This window comes from Pseudomonas sp. FG35 (assembly GCF_057809295.1).
This window is the reverse complement of record NZ_JBMDJR010000010.1, coordinates 87,108-104,529: the sequence shown is the minus strand read 5'-3', so window position 1 is coordinate 104,529 and position 17,422 is coordinate 87,108. Positions and strand designations below refer to the sequence as shown.

Sequence of the window (17,422 nt, the reverse complement as noted above, 5' to 3'; positions counted from 1 at the left end):
ACTACAACCGCTGCAAATGCCCATAAAGCTTGGCGTACAACCCACCATCGGCAATCAGTTGCTGATGGTCGCCATCTTCGGCCACTTGCCCGCCGTCGAACACCAGCACCCGGTCTGCCTGTTTCACCGCCGACAAGCGGTGGGCGATGATCAGCGTTGTGCGGCCATGGAGGAAGCGCGCCATGGCCTGGTGCAGGTTGTACTCGGTCGCGGCATCGAGGGCTGACGTCGCTTCGTCGAGGATCACCACTTTGGGTTCGGCGAGGATCATCCGGGCGATAGCCAGCCGTTGCCGCTGCCCTCCGGACAGACGCACGCCGGAGCGGCCGACGATGCTGTCGAGGCCGTCCGGCAAGGCGCGGATGGTGGGTTCGAGCTGGGCGATTTCCAGTGCCTGCCAGCAGGCTTCATCGCTGCGGGTACGGCCCATGGTCAGGTTGGCGCGCACGGTGTCGTTGAACAGCGCCGGATGTTGCAACACCACAGCGACGTTTTCCCGAACCGTTTCCAGGCCGATTTCCTGCTGGCTCGAGCCGCCGAAACGGATCGTCCCCGCCAGTGGCGTGTACAGGCCCAGTAGCAATTGCACGAGGGTACTTTTGCCGCCACCGCTGGCGCCGACAATCGCCACTTTTTCACCGGGGGCGATGGACAGGTTCAACTGATCCAGCACCAGTTCGTCGCCGTAACCGAAGCTCAGACCCTGCACCTGAATCCCGACCGTATCGCGGCCCTTGAACGGGTCGACGCCGCCGGGGTATTGCGGCTCGTCGGCGCGGGCCAGCAGTTCATTGATCCGCGACAGCGCCCCGCCTGCCGCGTAATAGGCGTATTGCAGGTTCAGCAGTTGTTCGACCGGGCCGATCATGAACCACAGGTAGCTGAACACCGCGAGCATCTGGCCAATCGACAGGTCAGAGAACAACACCGTCAACATGGCTGCCGCGCGAAAGATATCGATGCCGAACTGAAACAACAGGCCGCTGGCGCGGTTCGAAGCGTCGGTCTTCCACTGTGAGTTGACCGCGTAGTTGCGCACTTCCTGAGCCCGCAGGCCAAGGCGCCCCAGGAAGAAGCCCTGACGGTTGCCGGCACGCACTTCCTGGATCGCATCGAGGGTTTCGCTCAGCGCCTGGGTGAAACGTGAGGTGCTGTCGTTCTCCAGTTTCTTCAGGTGTTTGACCCGTTTGCCCAACTGCACCGTGGCGTAAATCACCAAGGGGTTGAACAGCAGGATCAGCAGCGCCAGTTTCCAGTGCATCCACATCAGGATGCTGGCAGTGCCGACCAGCGTCAGCATCGCCACCAGAAAACGGCTGAGGGTTTCGCCGACAAACTTGTCGAGGGTGTCGAGGTCGGTGACCAGGTGCGTGGTAACGGTGCCGCTGCCCAGGCTTTCGTATTCACCCAGCGAGATCCGTTTCAGACGCTCGATCAGCCGAACGCGGATGCGGTAGACGATGTCCTTGGCCAGTCGCGCAAACAATCGCGCTTGCAACACGCCAAAACACAGGGCGCTGCAACGCAGGGTCAGCGTCACCACCAGCATCAGGCCGATATAGCCCGCCGCCTGCTGCCACATCGAGGGCAGCAGATGGTTCATGACTTTCAGCGCGGCGTCGCCATGGCCGAGCAAGACTTCGTCCACCAGCAACGGCAACAGCAGCGGAATCGGCACGCTGCACAGCGTCGCCAGTACGGCCACGCCGTTGGCGATCCACAGGGATTTTTTGTGATGAAGTGCCAGTCGCCGGACTTCAGCCCAGCTCAGCCGGTCGACACGCTTGACGGCTGGCGTGTCATCGGCCGGGTCAGACACAGGCCGCGCGCTCCAGCCATCGACCGAGCAGCGGCGACAGTTCACTGAGCGGCTGGTAGCCGTTGGTCAGCAACGCCAGTTGGCCGTTGCGTTCGGCGAGCAGGGTCGGGAATCCGGCGATGCCCAGATCCTGGACCCAAGTAAAATCGGCCTGGGTCGCCTTGTGTTGATCGGCATGATCGAACAGGGCAGCAAATTCGATGCGCGGGACGCCGGCCTTCTCCGCCAGCTCCACCAGAACGCTGGCCTGGGTGACATCGCGACCTTCAGCGTAAAACGCGTGCTGGATCAGCCCGACCAGTTTCCACGCGCAATCCGGCGCCAGGCTGCGCGCCGTAACGATGGCCCGGCAGGCAGGCTCGGTATCGTAGACAAAACCGTCGGGCAACGCGCCTTCGAACTTGAACGGCTGGCCGGTGGCCTCGGTGACCGCCTGCCAGTGTTCGAGAATGTAGCGCCGGGTGGTTGGCTCCAGCGCCGAACCGCTACCGGTGCGCAACCCGCCGACCACCAGGTGCAGTTCCACCCCGGCGGCCTGCGCCTGCTCCACCAATGCCTTGGCCACCGGGGCAAATCCCCAGCACCACGAACACATCGGATCCATCACATAGAGCAGGCGTGCAGACATGATTAAGCCTCGGTGGATGCTTGCTTATAGTTGTAGCCGATCGGGTGCGGCATGTTGCGCGCTTTTGCCAGTTCGATCTGCTTCTGACGGTCGATGGCGCTGCGGCGGGTCTTCTCGCTCAGGGTGTCCCAGCAATGCGGGCAGCTGATGCCGGCCACGTAATGCTCGGAGGCGCGATCTTCAACGCTGACCGGGGTACGGCAGGCATGACATTGATCGTAGTCGCCTTCGCTCAGGTCATGCCGCACGGTCACGCGGTTGTCGAAGACGAAGCAGTCGCCCTGCCATTTGGTTTCTTCCTGCGGCACTTCTTCGAGGTACTTCAGAATGCCGCCCTTGAGGTGATAGACCTCTTCGAAGCCTTCGCCGAGCATGTAGCTCGAGGCCTTCTCGCAGCGAATGCCGCCGGTGCAGAACATCGCGACCTTCTTGTGCACGGCCGGATCGAAGTGTTCTTTGATGTAGTCGGGGAATTCGCGAAAACTGGTGGTTTTCGGATCGATGGCGCCTTCGAAGGTGCCGATCGAGACCTCGTAATCGTTACGGGTGTCGATCAGCAGCACTTCCGGATCGCTGATCAGTGCGTTCCAGTCCTTGGGCTCGACGTAGGTGCCGACTTTCTTGTTCGGGTCGACGCCTTCAACGCCCAGGGTCACGATCTCTTTCTTGAGCTTGACCTTGGTGCGATAGAACGGCTGCTCGTCGCAGTACGATTCCTTGTGATCGATATCGACCATGCGCGGATCGTTGCGCAGCCAGGCCAGCAGGCCGTCGATGCCTTCACGGCTGCCGGAAACCGTGCCGTTGATTCCTTCTTCGGCGATCAGCAGGGTTCCTTTGATGCCGTTGTCGACCATCGCTTGCAGCAGGGGCTCGCGCAGGTTGACGTAATCTTCGAGGGTGACGAACTTGTACAGTGCCGCCACGACAATCGGTTGTGTCATGGGTATTTCTCCAGGTGGCTACCCTCGTAAAGGGTGAACCGGATGCGAAAAAAAACGCGCCGGGTGAGCGGCGCGTTGCGGATTCTAGCAAAAAACCTCAGTTCATTGCTGCAAGGCTCAATGCTTGCTGCCGCCGGCACAGGTCGGCGACGCCGGAGCGACGCCTGTCTCTGCCCATTCCTGCGGGGTGTAGGTGTGCAGCGCCAACGCATGGAACTCGCCCATCAGCTCGCCAAGCGTGCCGTAGACTTTCTGGTGGCGCTTGACCCGGTTCAGGCCTTCGAACTGCGCACTGACCACCACTGCCTTGAAGTGGGTCTGCAACCCGCGACTGTGCATGTGGCTTTCGTCCAGCACTTGCAGATGCTCAGGCTGAAGCAGCGCCAGCGTCGATTCGATGCGTTGTTGCATGGTCATCACGAACTCCGCTTACTTCTTCTTGGCTGGAGCTGCGCCTTTCGGTGCCAGCTCGTTGGTCATGTCGTCCAGCAACTTGTTGACCACCGGTACGGCGCTTTCCAGTTTGGCCTGGGTCATCTGAGCCGACTGCTGGGTCAGTTGCGGCATTTTTTCCAGGACTTTCTTGCCCAGTGGCGACTGGTAGAACGCGACCAGATCTTTCAATTCCTGCTCGCTGAAGTTGCTGGTGTAGAGCTTGACCATGTCCGGTTTCAGCTTGTTCCAGCCGATGGCCTGGTCCAGAGCGGCGTTGGCCTTGGCCTGGTAGGTATCCAGCACGGCTTTCTTGGATTCCGGCGCCTTGGTCTGTTCAAAACGCTGGGCAAACATCTGCTGCACCTGCATGTACACCGGAGTGCCCAGCTTGTCAGCGTGCGCCAGGGTCAGGAAAGTTTCGGCACTGGCGTTGTGGCTGGCGGTATCGGCAAGCACCTGGCCGCTGGCGCAGACCAGGGCAACCGCGGTGCAGATGGCACGAAGACGAGTCATCGAGTTTCCTTTTCAGCTAGGCGAGGTAAAACCCCAAGGGCGACCATTCTGCGCCTGAATAACGCTGCGGCTCAACCCCTGGCCCTTGCCGTGCTTGATTGGCGGGGATTTGCCGGTCAACAATCGACTGGATGGAACCACCTGGGCCGACACCGGCCTAAACTGCGCAAACAGACCAACAGGAGTGTGCACGATGAGCCGTATCGAAACCGACAGCCTGGGCCAGATCGAGGTCCCGGACGACGCTTACTGGGGCGCTCAGACGCAACGCTCGCTGATCAACTTCGCCATCGGCCAGGAACGCATGCCCTTGCCGGTACTGCACGCCCTGGCCCTGATCAAGAAAGCCGCGGCCCGGGTCAACGACCGCAACGGCGACCTGCCCGCCGACATTGCCCGCCTGATCGAACAGGCCGCCGACGAAGTGCTCGACGGCCAGCATGACGACCAGTTCCCGCTGGTGGTCTGGCAGACCGGCAGCGGCACGCAAAGCAACATGAACGTCAACGAAGTGATTGCCGGGCGCGCCAACGAACTGGCCGGCAACCCGCGCGGCGGCAAGACGCCGGTGCACCCCAACGATCACGTCAACCGCTCGCAGAGCTCCAACGACTGCTTCCCCACCTCCATGAGCATCGCCACCGCGCAAGCGGTGCAGACCCAACTGCTGCCAGCCATCGCCGAGCTGTCTGGCGGACTGGCCGAACTGTCGGCGCGGCACATGAAACTGGTGAAGACCGGTCGCACCCACATGATGGACGCCACGCCGATCACCTTTGGTCAGGAGCTTTCCGGATTCATAGCGCAGCTGGATTACGCCGAACGGGCGATTCGCGCGGCGTTGCCGGCGGTCTGCGAACTGGCGCAGGGCGGCACTGCCGTCGGCACCGGGCTCAACTCGCCCCACGGCTTCGGCGAAGCGATTGCCGCTGAACTGGCGGCGTTGTCCGGCCTGCCGTTCGTCACCGCGCCGAACAAGTTTGCCGCCCTTGCCGGTCATGAACCATTGACCACCCTTTCCGGCGCCCTGAAAACCCTCGCCGTGGCGCTGATGAAAATTGCAAACGATCTGCGCCTGCTGGGCTCCGGCCCACGAGCCGGGTTCGCCGAAGTGCGCCTGCCGGCCAACGAACCGGGCAGCTCGATCATGCCCGGCAAGGTCAACCCTACCCAGTGCGAGGCGTTGTCGATGCTGGCCTGTCAGGTGCTGGGCAACGACGTCGCGATCGGTTTCGCCGCCAGCCAGGGTCACCTGCAACTGAACGTGTTCAAACCGGTGATCATCCACAACCTGCTGCAATCGATCCGCCTGCTGGCTGATGGCTGCAGCAACTTCCAGCAGCATTGCATCGCCGGTCTTGAGCCGGATGCCGACGTCATGGCGAAACATCTGGAGCGCGGCCTGATGCTGGTGACGGCGCTCAACCCGCACATCGGCTACGACAAGTCGGCGGAAATCGCCAAGAAAGCCTACAGCGAAGGCAAGACCCTGCGCGAAGCAGCGCTGGAGCTGGGTTACCTGACCGATGAAGAGTTCGATGCCTGGGTGCGGCCGGAGAACATGATCGAAGCCGGCGCCAAGGGCTGAGTCATACCGATCCTTCCCGTGCCCCGCACGGGAAGGTCATCCGACCAACAGTTTTGCCCGCCGGGCCTTGAGCCCGGCAATCAACGAAGGCCCCAGCGCCACCAGCGCCGAACCCAGCACCACCAGCACCGCCCCGCCATACCCCAGCAGATTGATTTGCTCGGCATGCACATATTCAGGCCACACCCCCGCCGCCACGGCCACCGCACCGAACGTCACCAACGGCGTGATCGCCAGCGTCGCACTGACCCGCGAAGCCTCCCAATGCGCCAGCGCCTCGGCAAACGCGCCGTAGGCGATCAGGGTGTTCATGCAGCACGCCAGCAGCAGCCAGCCCTGCAGCGGGTTCAGCGACAGTGCTTCGAGCGGATGCACCCAAGGCGTCAGCAACAGGGCGCAGAACAGGTAGATCACCATCATCACCTGCAGCGAATTCCACACGGTCAGCAGTTGTTTCTGGCCCAGCGCATAGAAGGTCCAGACGGTCGAGGCCAGCAGCACCAGCAACACACCAGCGGTGTAATCAGACAAAGACGTGAGCAATTCCGCCAGACGCTGATTGAAGAACAACGCAAAACCGATCAGCAGCACTGCCAGACCAATGCCCTGACCAATACTGAAGCGTTCCTTGAACACGAACAGGCTGGCGATCAGCAACATGATCGGCCCCATCTGCACCACCAGTTGCGCGGTGCCGGGGCTGAGCCGGTTCAGGCCCATCAGGTAAAGCACGTAGTTGCCCACCAACCCGAGCACCGCCATCAGCACCAGCCAGCCGCCCTTCGGCCCGAGCACCTTGCGACTCGGCAAGCGTTTGGTCGCGGCCAGATAAATGAACAGGCAACCGCCGGACACCAGCAAACGAAACCAGGTCACCGTGACCGGATCCATCACCACCAGCACCTGTTTGAGCTTGATCGGCAGGATTCCCCACAGAAACGCCGTCAATAACGCCAGGAACATGCCGTACACCCAACGACCCGATGAAACGTGCATGAGAACCCCAAGCGCCAGAGACAGGAGCGCTCATTCTAGGCGCACAGACCCTGCGCGACACAGGGACAGTTGCGCTCCAGCCGCAAATGAAACTGTGCAGGTCGCAGCAGAAAATTGACGATGGGCCGTTGATCGGCCGGCCGGGCAAGGTAAGTGGTTCAGGCATAAGCTGATTGGATCCAGCCCGGGACAACACTCACCAAGGAGACCCCGACATGTTAGGCATGCGCGCCCAGGACACCGCCCCCGCCACGCACTTTCGCAGCGACCGCGTGTGCCGGGTCAACGGCGAACTGTATTTCAGCACCCGGGAAAACACCCTCGAAGGGCCGTTCGACAGCCCCGAGAAAGCCGAGCAGGAAATCCGCGCGTACATCGCGCGGATGCGATTGATGGATTCCGGCAGGCCGGCCTAGCGTACGGCCTCAAACAACCCGGTCGCGCCCATCCCCCCGCCCACACACATGGTCACGATTCCGTAGCGCAGATTGCGCCGCTGCAACTCGCGCACCAGATGCCCGACCTGCCGTGACCCGGTCATGCCGAACGGGTGACCGATGGAAATCGAGCCACCGTTGACGTTGTACTTCTCGTTGTCGATTTCCAGCCGGTCACGGGCGTACAGGCACTGCGAGGCAAACGCTTCGTTCAATTCCCACAGATCGATGTCTGCTACCTGCAAGCCCTTGGCCTTGAGCAGCTTCGGCACCGAGAACACCGGGCCGATGCCCATTTCGTCCGGCTCGCAACCGGCCACGGTGAACCCCCGGAAAAACGCCTTCGGCTTGAGCCCCAGTTGCAGGGCTTTTTCCAGGCTCATCACCAGCGTCATCGAGGCGCCGTCGGACAACTGCGACGAGTTGCCGGCGGTCACCGACCCGTCCTCGGCGAACACCGGTTTCAACCCGGCGAGACTTTCATAGGTGGTGTCCGGGCGATTGCAGTCGTCGCGATCGACGATGCCGTCGAGGATCTGCACGTCACCGCTGGTCTTGTCTTCAACGCGGTACTTCACCGCCATCGGCACGATTTCATCGTTGAACAGGCCGGCTGCCTGCGCCTGGGCGGTGCGGATCTGACTTTGCAGCGAGTAACGATCCTGCGCCTCGCGGCTGACGCCATAACGGCGCGCCACCACTTCGGCAGTCTGGCCCATGGTGTAGTAGATGCCCGGCGTCTGCTGCTTGAGCAACGGGTTGATCAGGTGATCGGTGTTGACGCTTTTCAGGGTCAGGCTGATCGACTCGACGCCGCCGGCGACGATGATGTCGCTGCAACCCGACGCGATCTGGTTGGCGGCAATCGCAATCGCCTGCAAGCCCGAAGAGCAGAAACGGTTGAGAGTCATGCCCGCCGTGCCCGTGCCCAATTGCGAGAGCACCGCCACGTTACGGCCGATGTTGTAGCCCTGGGCGCCCTCGTTGGAGCCGGCGCCGACGATGCAATCCTCGACGCTGGCCGGGTCAATGTCGTTGCGCGAGAGCAACGCATTGACGCAATGGGCCGCCATGTCATCGGGACGGGTCTGGTTGAACTTGCCGCGAAAGGACTTGGCCAGGCCGGTCCGTACGCTGTCGACGATCACCACTTCACGCATGGCATACCTCATTGTTGCAATCGGTTGAGAGTGGACCGAGCATAAGTCCACCCGATCGCCGACCGCGACAATCATTCACCTCGCGTATGCGGGCCCATCGGTTCAGTCCTTGTGCTTTTTGGCTCGCTTGTCGGACTTCTCGAAAGCCTCTTCCAACGCGCGGTTGATCGTGCGCAGCACCTTGACCCGGGCCCAGCGCTTGTCATTGGCCTCGACCAACGTCCACGGCGCAATTTCGGTGCTGGTGCGGTCGACCATGTCGCCCACGGCGGCACGATAGGCATCCCACTTGTCGCGGTTGCGCCAGTCGTCTTCAGTGATCTTGAAGCGCTTGAACGGGATTTCTTCGCGCTCCTGGAACCGCTCCATCTGCGTGTCCTTGTCGATCGCCAGCCAGAACTTGACCACGATCACCCCGGCATCGGCCAGTTGCTCCTCAAAGTCATTGATCTCGCCATAGGCGCGCATCCAGTCGGCGGTGCTGCAAAAGCCCTCAACCCGCTCCACCAGCACCCGCCCGTACCACGAGCGGTCGAACACGGTGAATTTGCCCCGCGCCGGAATGTGCCGCCAGAACCGCCACAGATAAGGCTGCGCCCGCTCTTCTTCGGTCGGTGCGGCAATCGGCACGATGCTGTATTGGCGCGGATCGAGCGCCGCCGCGACCCGGCGAATCGAACCACCCTTGCCCGCCGCATCGTTACCTTCGAACACGGCCACCAGCGCATGCCGGCGCATGCGTTTGTCACGCATCAGGCCGGACAGCCGCGCCTGTTCGGTGATCAGTTGTTCTTCGTAGTCTTTCTTCTCAAGACGCTGGGTCAGGTCGAGGCTATCGAGCAGGTTCAACTGGTCTACGGAAGTCCCCAGCGGTGCAGCGTTGACCTCATGGGGATGCACATCGGGACGCTTCAAAGCGTTTTGCAGGCCTTCGAGCAGAATCTTGCCGACCGTCAGACTGCGGTAATACGGGTCGACACCCTCGATGACATGCCACGGCGCGTAATCGCGACTGGTGCGGCGCAACACGCGTTCACCGTATTTGACGAACTTGTCGTAGGTCTGCGATTGCTGCCAGTCCAGCGGACTGATGCGCCAGCTGTGCAGAGGGTCATCGGCCAGCGCCTTGAGCCGCGCTTTCATTTGTTTCTTGGACAGGTGGAACCAGAACTTGAAGATCAGCGCGCCTTCATCGCAGAACATCTTTTCCATGCGCTCGGCGCCGGCAATCGCCTGATCCAGACGCGGGTCCTTGAACAAGCCGTGTACCCTGCCCTGCAGCATCTGGCTGTACCAGTTGCCGAAGAAAATCCCCATCCGCCCCTTGGCCGGCAGCATCCGCCAGTAGCGCCAGGCCGGTGGCCGCGCCAGCTCTTCATCGGTCTGTTGATCGAAGGTGCGTACTTCGATCAGGCGCGGGTCCATCCACTCGTTGAGCAACTTCACCGTCTCGCCCTTGCCGGCGCCTTCGATACCGTTGATCAAAACGATCACCGGGAAACGCTTTTGCTGCTGCAACTCGAACTGGGCTTCAAGCAACGCTTCACGCAGGGCGGGCACGGCGGCTTCGTAGGTGTCTTTGTCGATGGCGTGACCGATTTCAGCGGATTCGAACATGGGACGGCTCCTTCCAGGATTCAGCAAGACTAGCGGATTGGGCTCTGACGCGGCACAGAAATTCCCGCCGGCGGCGGATTGTCCTTGAGTCATCTGTGGCAAGGTTTGCCATGGATCAAGCGCCGCCCGCGTGATCGGCTAGAATGGCCGCCTTGCCGTTGCCGAGCCTGCCATGAAACCTGTAATGCCCCACGCCCAACTCGACTGGGATGACCAGGGACGCCCGCGTTCGCGAGTGTTCGACGATGTGTATTTTTCCGACCAGTCGGGGCTGGATGAAACCCGCTACGTGTTCCTTGAACAGAACCGTCTGGCCGAGCGTTTTGCCGCGTTGTCGGCGGGTGGGCGACTGGTGATCGGTGAAACCGGCTTCGGCACCGGGCTGAATTTTCTCTGCGCCTGGCAGTTGTTCGAACAGCACGCGGTGGCCGGTGCGCGACTGCATTTTGTCAGCATCGAAAAATTTCCGTTGAGCCCTGCCGACCTGCAACGGGCGCTGGCGTTGTGGCCCGACCTGAAGCGATTCTCCGATCAGTTGCTCAAGCATTACGTGGCAATCCATCAGGGATTTCAGCGCATTGTTCTGGATAACGGGCGCATAACCCTGACCCTGTTGATCGGTGACGCGCTGGAGCAGTTGCCACAACTGGACGGCCAGATCGACGCCTGGTTTCTCGACGGTTTCGCGCCAGCGAAAAACCCCGAGATGTGGACCGCCGAACTGTTCGCCGAACTGGCCCGGCTGGCGGCACCCGGCTCGACCATCAGCACGTTTACCAGCACCGGTTGGGTGCGACGCCTGCTCAACGCCGCCGGCTTCAAGATGAAACGCACGCCGGGCATCGGCCACAAATGGGAAATCCTGCGCGGCGAATTTCTCGGCTGGCCCGAGGGTGTTGCGCCACCTGCGGCGGCAAAACCGTGGTTCGCCCGCCCGACACCGTTGACAGGTGACCGTCGAGCCCTGGTGATCGGCGCCGGTCTGGCCGGTTGTGCCACGGCGGCCAGCCTCGCGGCGCGGGGCTGGCAGGTCAGTCTGCTGGAACGGCATGACGCGGTGGCACAGGAAGCGTCGGGCAATCCGCAGGGCGTGCTGTATCTGAAACTGTCCGCCCATGGCACGGCACTTTCGCAGTTGATCGTCAGCGGTTTCGGCTACACCCGGCGCGTGCTGGAAACCTTGCAGCGTGGCACCGACTGGGATGATTGCGGGGTGCTGCAACTGGCGTTCAATGAGAAGGAGCGCGAGCGTCAGGCACAACTGGCAGCCGCGTTTCCCGAAGACCTGCTGCAATGGCTCGATCAACCCGAGGCACAGGCCCGCGCCGGAGTCGGTCTGGCTCACGGCGGTTTGTATTACCCCGAGGGTGGCTGGGTACATCCGCCGGCGTTGTGTCAGGCGCAATCGGCACAGCCGGGCGTCACACTGCTTCCCCATCAGGAAGCCGTCGAGCTGCGCAAAGTGGGCGATCAATGGCAAGCCTTCGACGGTGAACGATTGATTGCAACAGCGCCCGTCGTGGTGCTGGCCGGTGCCGCCGAAATCAAGCGTTTTGCCCAAAGCGGCGAGCTGCCCCTCAAGCGCATTCGCGGGCAGATCACCCGCCTGGCGCAGACTGCGCAAAGCCAGGCGCTGGCCACTGTCGTGTGTGCCGAAGGTTATGTCGCACCGGCACGATGGGGCGAGCACACCCTCGGCGCCAGTTTCGACTTCAGCAGCGACGACCTGACCCCGACCACCGCCGAACACCTGGGCAATCTGGCGATGCTCGAAGAGATCTCCACCGATCTGGTCGCGCGCCTGCACGTCAGCGAGCGCGACGCCGAAAGTCTTCAGGGCCGGGCAGCCTTCCGTTGCACCAGCCCCGATTACCTGCCGATGGTCGGCCCGCTCGCCGACCGCGAAGCGTTTACCCGGATCTACGCCGCATTGAGCAAGGATGCACGGCAGGTGCCGGACATGCCTTGTCCCTGGCTCGACGGACTGTACGTCAACAGCGGTCATGGCTCCCGAGGTCTGATCACCGCACCCTTGTCCGGTGAACTGCTTGCGGCCTGGCTGGACAACGAACCGCTGCCCCTGCCCAGAAGTGTCGCAGAGGCGTGTCATCCGAACCGGTTTGCCTTGCGGCGACTGATCCGGGGCAAATGAGCGGATCATCGGGAGAATGATCAACCAGCGGGCAACACGCAGAGGTTGCCCTCCAGCAGCCGCAACACCTGGTCGGTCAGTTGCTCGAGCAAGGCGCTTTCCGTTCGCTCCTGTCGGGCGGCACACAGGTGCATCTCACTCAGGTAGTCGGCCGAGCTGAGTGTTTCAGCCTTCTCGAATAACGCCAGTGCTTCCTGTTGGTGAGGTGCGCGCGCATCGTCGAACTGCCGGGTAAAACTGCTTTTCACGTATTCACTCCAGAAGGGCTGGCGAACCAGAAACGCCAACCACTCGGAAGACAGCTCCGCGGTCTGGATTCGATTGATCGCCGCCACCAGATCCGCTCCTGTCACCTGCGCAAGCGAGGCATAACGCATGTGCGAAGGCTGCCCGGGCAGTTCAAGTGCCTGCGCCAGACCGGAGCGGTAAGCCAGCGTCACTTCCAGAGGATCAGCGGCCCCATGTGCCTGCGTATGTTCGGCTGCGATCCGGTCAATCTGCTCAAGCCGGAACAACCCTCGCGCCAGCTTCACGAGCGCCGCCGCAGAAGACCGTTGCCCCCTTGAGGCACGGGTCACATGGTGCACTTGCACCGCCACTTCCAGGTGGCTGAAGTTCAACGCCGCATTGTCCGTGCAATTGATCGGATTGGCCGCCAGATCGAAAATCTGCTCCCTCAGTTCGGTATCGGCCTGTGTCGCATCCAGCACCGTCCAGACCCGCCGGGTCATATCCTCGCGTACGCTGGCGGATTCGGCGGAATTGCCCAGTTCCGCCAGCAGACTGAACAGTCCTTCGGCCCTCGTATCATCCTTGATCGCGTTCCACGTCTGCAGATGCCGGGAGCCCTCCTCCCCTCCCGTTTCAGTCAGCCAGATCGAGCGGGCCTGGTTTTCGTCCAGTCGCGCGATATCGTTATCCAGATAGCCCATGCCGACTCCGAAGGTCTTCCGGTAGTCATCGAGGTGAATTCTGCTGGCAGCGGAAATCGGGTTGTGACGCAGATTGATGGTTTCACTGAAACGTCGGGGCGTTTCAAAAAGCCAGGCAGGCAGATCGCGTATTTCATTGTCACGCAGGTCCACCCAATCCAGGTTGGGTAGAAACTGCAGGCCTTCGGGCAGTTCTGTGGTGCGGGTATTGCGCAAGGAGAGGTGAGTCAACTCGAACAGACGACTGACATCCACTGTCGCCCCCAGGGGATTGCCACTCAGATTCAGGCTCTGCAGGGAGTACAACTTCGCCAGTTTCACCAGCGAATGCTCGGTCAATTGAATCCTGTTGTTGGCCAGGCTCAGTCGTTTGAGGTTGGGCATATGCGAAATGACCTCGGGCAACAAGGTCAGTTGATTACGGTCCAGTTCCAGCGATTCGACTTGCCTGAAGGCCTTGAGAAAGTAAGCGGCGTCGTTGTCCAGCTGCATGTCCCGCAGCGACAATTGCCTGACATGATCGAAATTCAGGCCGGTCGGCAAGGTCGGAAACTTGCCGAATTGCATGCCGTCGAGTTTCAGACCGTAGACGGGACGCTGAAAGTCATCAGGCAGGAAAACCAGACGTCGAAAACAGTCTTCGATTTCGAACGCCACGACCTGTCGACACTCGTGTACCTCATTCAGATCGCCGTCCAAGGCCTTCATGGCCGTTTCATCCTCGCTCCAGATGTCCAGAACTTCCTGCAGCCGGCGCAGATCCTCCTGCAACTGCCGAACCCGGATCGCCCTGGTCACTGGCTCGCTGCCCGCCTGGTCAAGAAACTCATCGGCTTGTACGTCAGTCATCAAGGGATAGAGTTTCTTCACTTTGCGCAGCAAACGTTGCGAATGCCTTGCCGGCCCGACGGGCGAATTGGCGAGCGTACACGCAGGCTCGGAAATCGCCGGTGGCATCCGACCGCCTGCCAACACCCGGGCACAGCCTTCACGCTCATCCAGAGCGCTTGCCAACAGTTTATGGCGCAAGCGCCAGCCATCTTCCGGCTTCGGCTGCGCAAATCCGATGGCCTTGCGCTGCCGCATTGGAAGGCCTTTGAGGATCGCGAGATAGACGTCCTCCGGTCCGGGCACCACTTTGCCGAGCGACTTCCTGTCGCTGCCGAACACTTCGTAACCATTGTCGAGTCGGACCAGCGTGCATGAATTCGAAGTCAAAAGCGGTTTCTCGCCTGACGTCTCCAGTACCTCACCGTTGAGTGTGTTGGCCCGCAGTTCAAGGTAGAACTCGGTATTCCAGCCAGCGAGCCGGGGTAACAGGCGCAGCGCCAGTTTCCTGGTATCGGCACTGGCGATGTCCGCCAGGTAAAAGCCGGCCAGCGCCCGATCCACACGGACATCGCTCAAGGCCTGACGGGCCCTCTGTGCCAGGCCCATGGGCACTCGCCCGGTGCTGCGCAGGTGCATCCGCTCGACAGTCGGCGTGCGCCTGAGCAATTCTCGCGCATACCGTACCGGCAGCCCGGGAAAGGCGCTGTGCAGCTTGACCGACTCACCGGCGAGAACACGATCGAACTGCCGGTACAGGTGCTCGAAAACCGAGCGACGATCAGCCTTGACCGCCGCCCCGATCACTTGCGCCAACTTGACGCTTGCATCAGCCGGGGCAATGTTCGCACCCACCAATGCTTCGGCTTCACTGGGGTAGATGCCGTCCAGAACGGTTTGCAGCAACTCGCCTTTTTCCAGTTGCTCATGGCTCACGACAATGCTCAGAGTGTCATCGTCAATTGACACGGGAGGATAGGTCGCGGTGAGACGGCCTTTTTCGTCCACGACCTTGATGTAGCGATCAGTCGGCCAGTTGGCGAGTTCGGGCAACGCGTGCAATTGCTCCTGAACATGACGGGCATCGGTTGCCTCGCCCCGTTCCATGGCGGAAACGAAATCACGCAATCTGCGTTCGATGCCAAAGCGCTCGATCATGTCGCGCAAACGCGGGGGCCAAGACAGATTGTCGTCACTCAGACGGTGCAACTCTTCGAATCGAGTGTCGGTCAACCGCCGGATCATCTCCAGGCGACTGTCCTCGAACCTGCCCAGGCTCGGGTCGATGCGCCTGAGGGTGTAGGCACCGCTCCACTGCTCGCTTTCCTCCCAGGCATGGCGCCAGCCTCCATGTCGATGGGGCTTGAGTGGCGGAGCGTAAGCATCGGGACGGACAGGATGCCGGATACTCCAGGTATCGGAAGCCGGATCATGCACCACCTCATAGAAGCGTTGGTCGACACGGGCAAAAAACCTGTCGTCGCCCCGGTACAAGTCCATGACTTCAGAATCGGGGGCAGCCCCCACCGGTAAGGATTGTTCATATGCTTGCAGGTCCGGCTTCCACAACCGTGACTGCCCCTTCCCGTCGAGAATGGCAGTGAATGGCTGGAAGAAATCAGGATGTTTTCGAACCGTTCTGATCGCCAGGGATTTCAAGCCTTTGATGCCGGCCCCCACGACGGCCATCAGGACAAGGTTCTCGGCGACGCTCAGCAGGTGTGAAAACGCTTCCTGACGATCTCCCCGGCTCCAGTCATCGACGCCTTCATATACCTGGGCGAGCATCTGCCCGATGGCAACGCCCATCATCAACTCTCCCAGCACCGGTACGACAAAACCCGCTACGTTAGCCACCGTCATGCCGGCGTCCAGGTAATGCAGCAGTCGCGTCCTGCGCGCCTCCTCATCGACATCTTCAGTCGGTACAGCGAGCACACGGGCATCGAGTTGCAGCTTGCCGACATGACTCTTGAGCATGAACTCGAACAGCGGACCAGGCATCTCCAATTGCCTGACGTGCCCCAGGCTGCCGTTATCCGCGAAGGTCTTGAAAAAGTCGAGCCTGTCGCCTTCGCCGATGCAATGCGTGAAATAGCTTCTGTAGCTGCCCACCCTCAGCCTGAACTCAAGATACGCCATGAACGCCGTGAAACGGGCGTACTCGTAAAGGGGTTGATCCGGCTCTCCCGGCATGTACACCAGGCACCATTGATCCGGGTTCAGCTCGACCGAAGACTCAGAGAACACCACCACACCCCAGATACAACTGCCGAGCAATTCGATCCCTTGCATGATCAGCGCACGCCCCTTGAACTGAAGGCTTCTGGCAGTGGCGACGCCACCGGCATCAATCAAGCGCTGTATCGTCTGCACCCCCTCCCGAGAGACGTGTTCCCTCAACATCGCCAGATGCAGGTCCAGTTGCAGCAGTTGTTTTTTCATTGCGGTGATGTCGAGAACCACGGGACCAGTGGCCGCCAGGTTTCCATCCACTTCCTTGACACCGAACACCTGCAGGAAATGTTGCTGATACCGCTGCCCCAGGTTCAGCTCTCGACAAAAGGCGGCGAACGATGTGGGCGTCAGGCCCGGAACCCCGGCAGGCGCGCTGGAGATCCGTATCTCACTGCCCTCGGGGAAATAATCGGGCTGCGCCTCGTCCTCCGTGAAGTTCTGCATCGCGGCCTCGAGCAGCGTGGGCGTGGCGAACGGAATGATCGCCGGACCGCCCCCCGGCGGGACCACGGGCTCGCATCCACAGTAATTGCCGGGCAATTGCAGATGATCTTTCTCGACATTGAACACTGCGGGCCATCGGGCGCTCAGAGCGCGGTTCAATACATCAATGCAAAAACTGTTCAGCGGTTGCAGCCGGTCAAGATGCGTCTCGACTTTCCACTGAATGGCCTGCAGATCACGCGCAGCCTTATCCAGCGCGGCCAGTGTGTCGGCACCGGTTTTGAGCAGCGCGGGAGGCAGGTTTTTCTGCAAGGCCTGGGCCGTGTCCAGATCGCCGGTGGCCTCCAGCAAAATGCTCAGTGTCTGTTCTTCCGTGAGGGTGGCCGGTGTCCCCGATAGCAGTGGAGTGGTCATGGGCAATATTCCTTTATTGCTATTGAGTCTCCCCACCCTAGCGATCCCGAGGGCGAATAAAAAACACGAAAACCTGCATGTTCGAGCCGGAAAACCAGCAGCAATCCGTATGTTTTGAATACATATCTACCACCCGCAACCTCAACCCAGATGTTAACGGCCCACCGGTCAGATCGATGTACTTATAACTGATCGTTCTAAAACTCCCACATCCGAGCCGGGTCAGTTTCTGGGTACCGGCCATTTCGGCGCGGTACAGCGACACCTTCCCCAACGG

At 61.1% G+C, this 17,422-nt stretch carries 12 protein-coding genes; 3 read left to right on the top strand and 9 right to left on the bottom strand.

From position 1 onward, the window contains the following. Window position 1 precedes the first annotated feature (1 nt). The 5 genes from ACODTD_RS20250 to ACODTD_RS20230 all read right to left on the bottom strand — a co-directional run bounded on the left by ACODTD_RS20250 (window position 2) and on the right by ACODTD_RS20230 (window position 4,339). Window positions 2-1,819, bottom strand: coding sequence for an ABC transporter ATP-binding protein (locus ACODTD_RS20250; RefSeq protein ID WP_011335382.1), 1,818 nt, complete (start codon window positions 1,817-1,819; stop codon window positions 2-4). Continuing rightward, window positions 1,812-2,414, bottom strand: a complete 603-nt coding sequence (locus ACODTD_RS20245; protein WP_170928299.1) for a DsbA family protein — start codon at window positions 2,412-2,414, stop codon at window positions 1,812-1,814. Before ACODTD_RS20245 ends, ACODTD_RS20250 begins: the two co-directional genes overlap by 8 nt. Window positions 2,415-2,449: 35 nt before the next feature. Continuing rightward, window positions 2,450-3,391: an oxygen-dependent tRNA uridine(34) hydroxylase TrhO gene (gene trhO, locus ACODTD_RS20240; protein WP_011335384.1), complete on the bottom strand. Its 942-nt coding sequence runs from the start codon at window positions 3,389-3,391 to the stop codon at window positions 2,450-2,452. Between the two features lie 117 nt (window positions 3,392-3,508). Beyond that, a complete protein-coding gene (locus ACODTD_RS20235; RefSeq protein ID WP_007950896.1) occupies window positions 3,509-3,808 on the bottom strand; it encodes a BolA family protein in 300 nt (99 codons plus the stop codon). Window positions 3,809-3,820: 12 nt separating this feature from the next. Next, the gene (locus tag ACODTD_RS20230) at window positions 3,821-4,339 is read right to left on the bottom strand and encodes a DUF2059 domain-containing protein (RefSeq protein ID WP_011335385.1); all 519 of its coding nucleotides are present in this window, start codon (window positions 4,337-4,339) and stop codon (window positions 3,821-3,823) included. A 193-nt stretch (window positions 4,340-4,532) separates the two neighbouring features. Between ACODTD_RS20230 and ACODTD_RS20225 the strand changes: the two genes are divergently transcribed. Further along, window positions 4,533-5,927 carry a class II fumarate hydratase gene (locus ACODTD_RS20225; RefSeq protein WP_489105127.1) on the top strand — a complete coding sequence of 465 codons (1,395 nt, stop codon included), beginning with the start codon at window positions 4,533-4,535 and terminating at the stop codon, window positions 5,925-5,927. A 36-nt stretch (window positions 5,928-5,963) separates the two neighbouring features. Here ACODTD_RS20225 and ACODTD_RS20220 read toward each other — a convergent pair whose 3' ends face one another. Further along, window positions 5,964-6,923, bottom strand: coding sequence for a DMT family transporter (locus ACODTD_RS20220; protein WP_011335387.1), 960 nt, complete (start codon window positions 6,921-6,923; stop codon window positions 5,964-5,966). 215 nt (window positions 6,924-7,138) lie between these two features. On the opposite strand from ACODTD_RS20220, the gene ACODTD_RS20215 reads away from it, so the two are divergent. Continuing rightward, on the top strand, window positions 7,139-7,339 hold the full coding sequence (locus ACODTD_RS20215) for a DUF6316 family protein (RefSeq protein WP_011335388.1): 201 nt from the start codon (window positions 7,139-7,141) through the stop codon (window positions 7,337-7,339). Here the strand turns inward: ACODTD_RS20215 and ACODTD_RS20210 are convergent. Both ACODTD_RS20210 and pap read right to left on the bottom strand, forming a co-directional pair. Next, window positions 7,336-8,520: a thiolase family protein gene (locus ACODTD_RS20210; protein ID WP_201815744.1), complete on the bottom strand. Its 1,185-nt coding sequence runs from the start codon at window positions 8,518-8,520 to the stop codon at window positions 7,336-7,338. The two genes, ACODTD_RS20215 and ACODTD_RS20210, sit on opposite strands and share 4 nt — an antisense overlap. A gap of 102 nt (window positions 8,521-8,622) precedes the next feature. Continuing rightward, complete coding sequence (gene pap / locus ACODTD_RS20205; RefSeq protein ID WP_011335390.1) at window positions 8,623-10,137, bottom strand: polyphosphate:AMP phosphotransferase; 1,515 nt, start codon at window positions 10,135-10,137, stop codon at window positions 8,623-8,625. Between the two features lie 172 nt (window positions 10,138-10,309). On the opposite strand from pap, the gene mnmC reads away from it, so the two are divergent. Next, on the top strand, window positions 10,310-12,289 hold the full coding sequence (gene mnmC / locus ACODTD_RS20200; RefSeq protein ID WP_201815746.1) for a bifunctional tRNA (5-methylaminomethyl-2-thiouridine)(34)-methyltransferase MnmC2/FAD-dependent 5-carboxymethylaminomethyl-2-thiouridine(34) oxidoreductase MnmC1: 1,980 nt from the start codon (window positions 10,310-10,312) through the stop codon (window positions 12,287-12,289). 20 nt (window positions 12,290-12,309) lie between these two features. On the opposite strand, the gene ACODTD_RS20195 is transcribed toward mnmC, so the two are convergent. After that, window positions 12,310-17,145, bottom strand: a complete 4,836-nt coding sequence (locus ACODTD_RS20195) for an NEL-type E3 ubiquitin ligase domain-containing protein (protein ID WP_489105126.1) — start codon at window positions 17,143-17,145, stop codon at window positions 12,310-12,312. Between the last annotated feature and the right edge of the window lie 277 nt (window positions 17,146-17,422).

Coding starts and splice junctions, on each gene's coding strand:
- ACODTD_RS20230 (WP_011335385.1), bottom strand. CDS start 4,339: ATGACTCGTCTTCGTGCCATCTGCACCGCGGTTGCCCTGGTCTGCGCC.
- mnmC (WP_201815746.1), top strand. CDS start 10,310: ATGAAACCTGTAATGCCCCACGCCCAACTCGACTGGGATGACCAGGGA.
- pap (WP_011335390.1), bottom strand. CDS start 10,137: ATGTTCGAATCCGCTGAAATCGGTCACGCCATCGACAAAGACACCTAC.
- ACODTD_RS20245 (WP_170928299.1), bottom strand. CDS start 2,414: ATGTGTTCGTGGTGCTGGGGATTTGCCCCGGTGGCCAAGGCATTGGTG.
- ACODTD_RS20210 (WP_201815744.1), bottom strand. CDS start 8,520: ATGCGTGAAGTGGTGATCGTCGACAGCGTACGGACCGGCCTGGCCAAG.
- trhO (WP_011335384.1), bottom strand. CDS start 3,391: ATGACACAACCGATTGTCGTGGCGGCACTGTACAAGTTCGTCACCCTC.
- ACODTD_RS20195 (WP_489105126.1), bottom strand. CDS start 17,145: ATGACCACTCCACTGCTATCGGGGACACCGGCCACCCTCACGGAAGAA.
- ACODTD_RS20225 (WP_489105127.1), top strand. CDS start 4,533: ATGAGCCGTATCGAAACCGACAGCCTGGGCCAGATCGAGGTCCCGGAC.
- ACODTD_RS20215 (WP_011335388.1), top strand. CDS start 7,139: ATGTTAGGCATGCGCGCCCAGGACACCGCCCCCGCCACGCACTTTCGC.
- ACODTD_RS20235 (WP_007950896.1), bottom strand. CDS start 3,808: ATGACCATGCAACAACGCATCGAATCGACGCTGGCGCTGCTTCAGCCT.
- ACODTD_RS20220 (WP_011335387.1), bottom strand. CDS start 6,923: ATGCACGTTTCATCGGGTCGTTGGGTGTACGGCATGTTCCTGGCGTTA.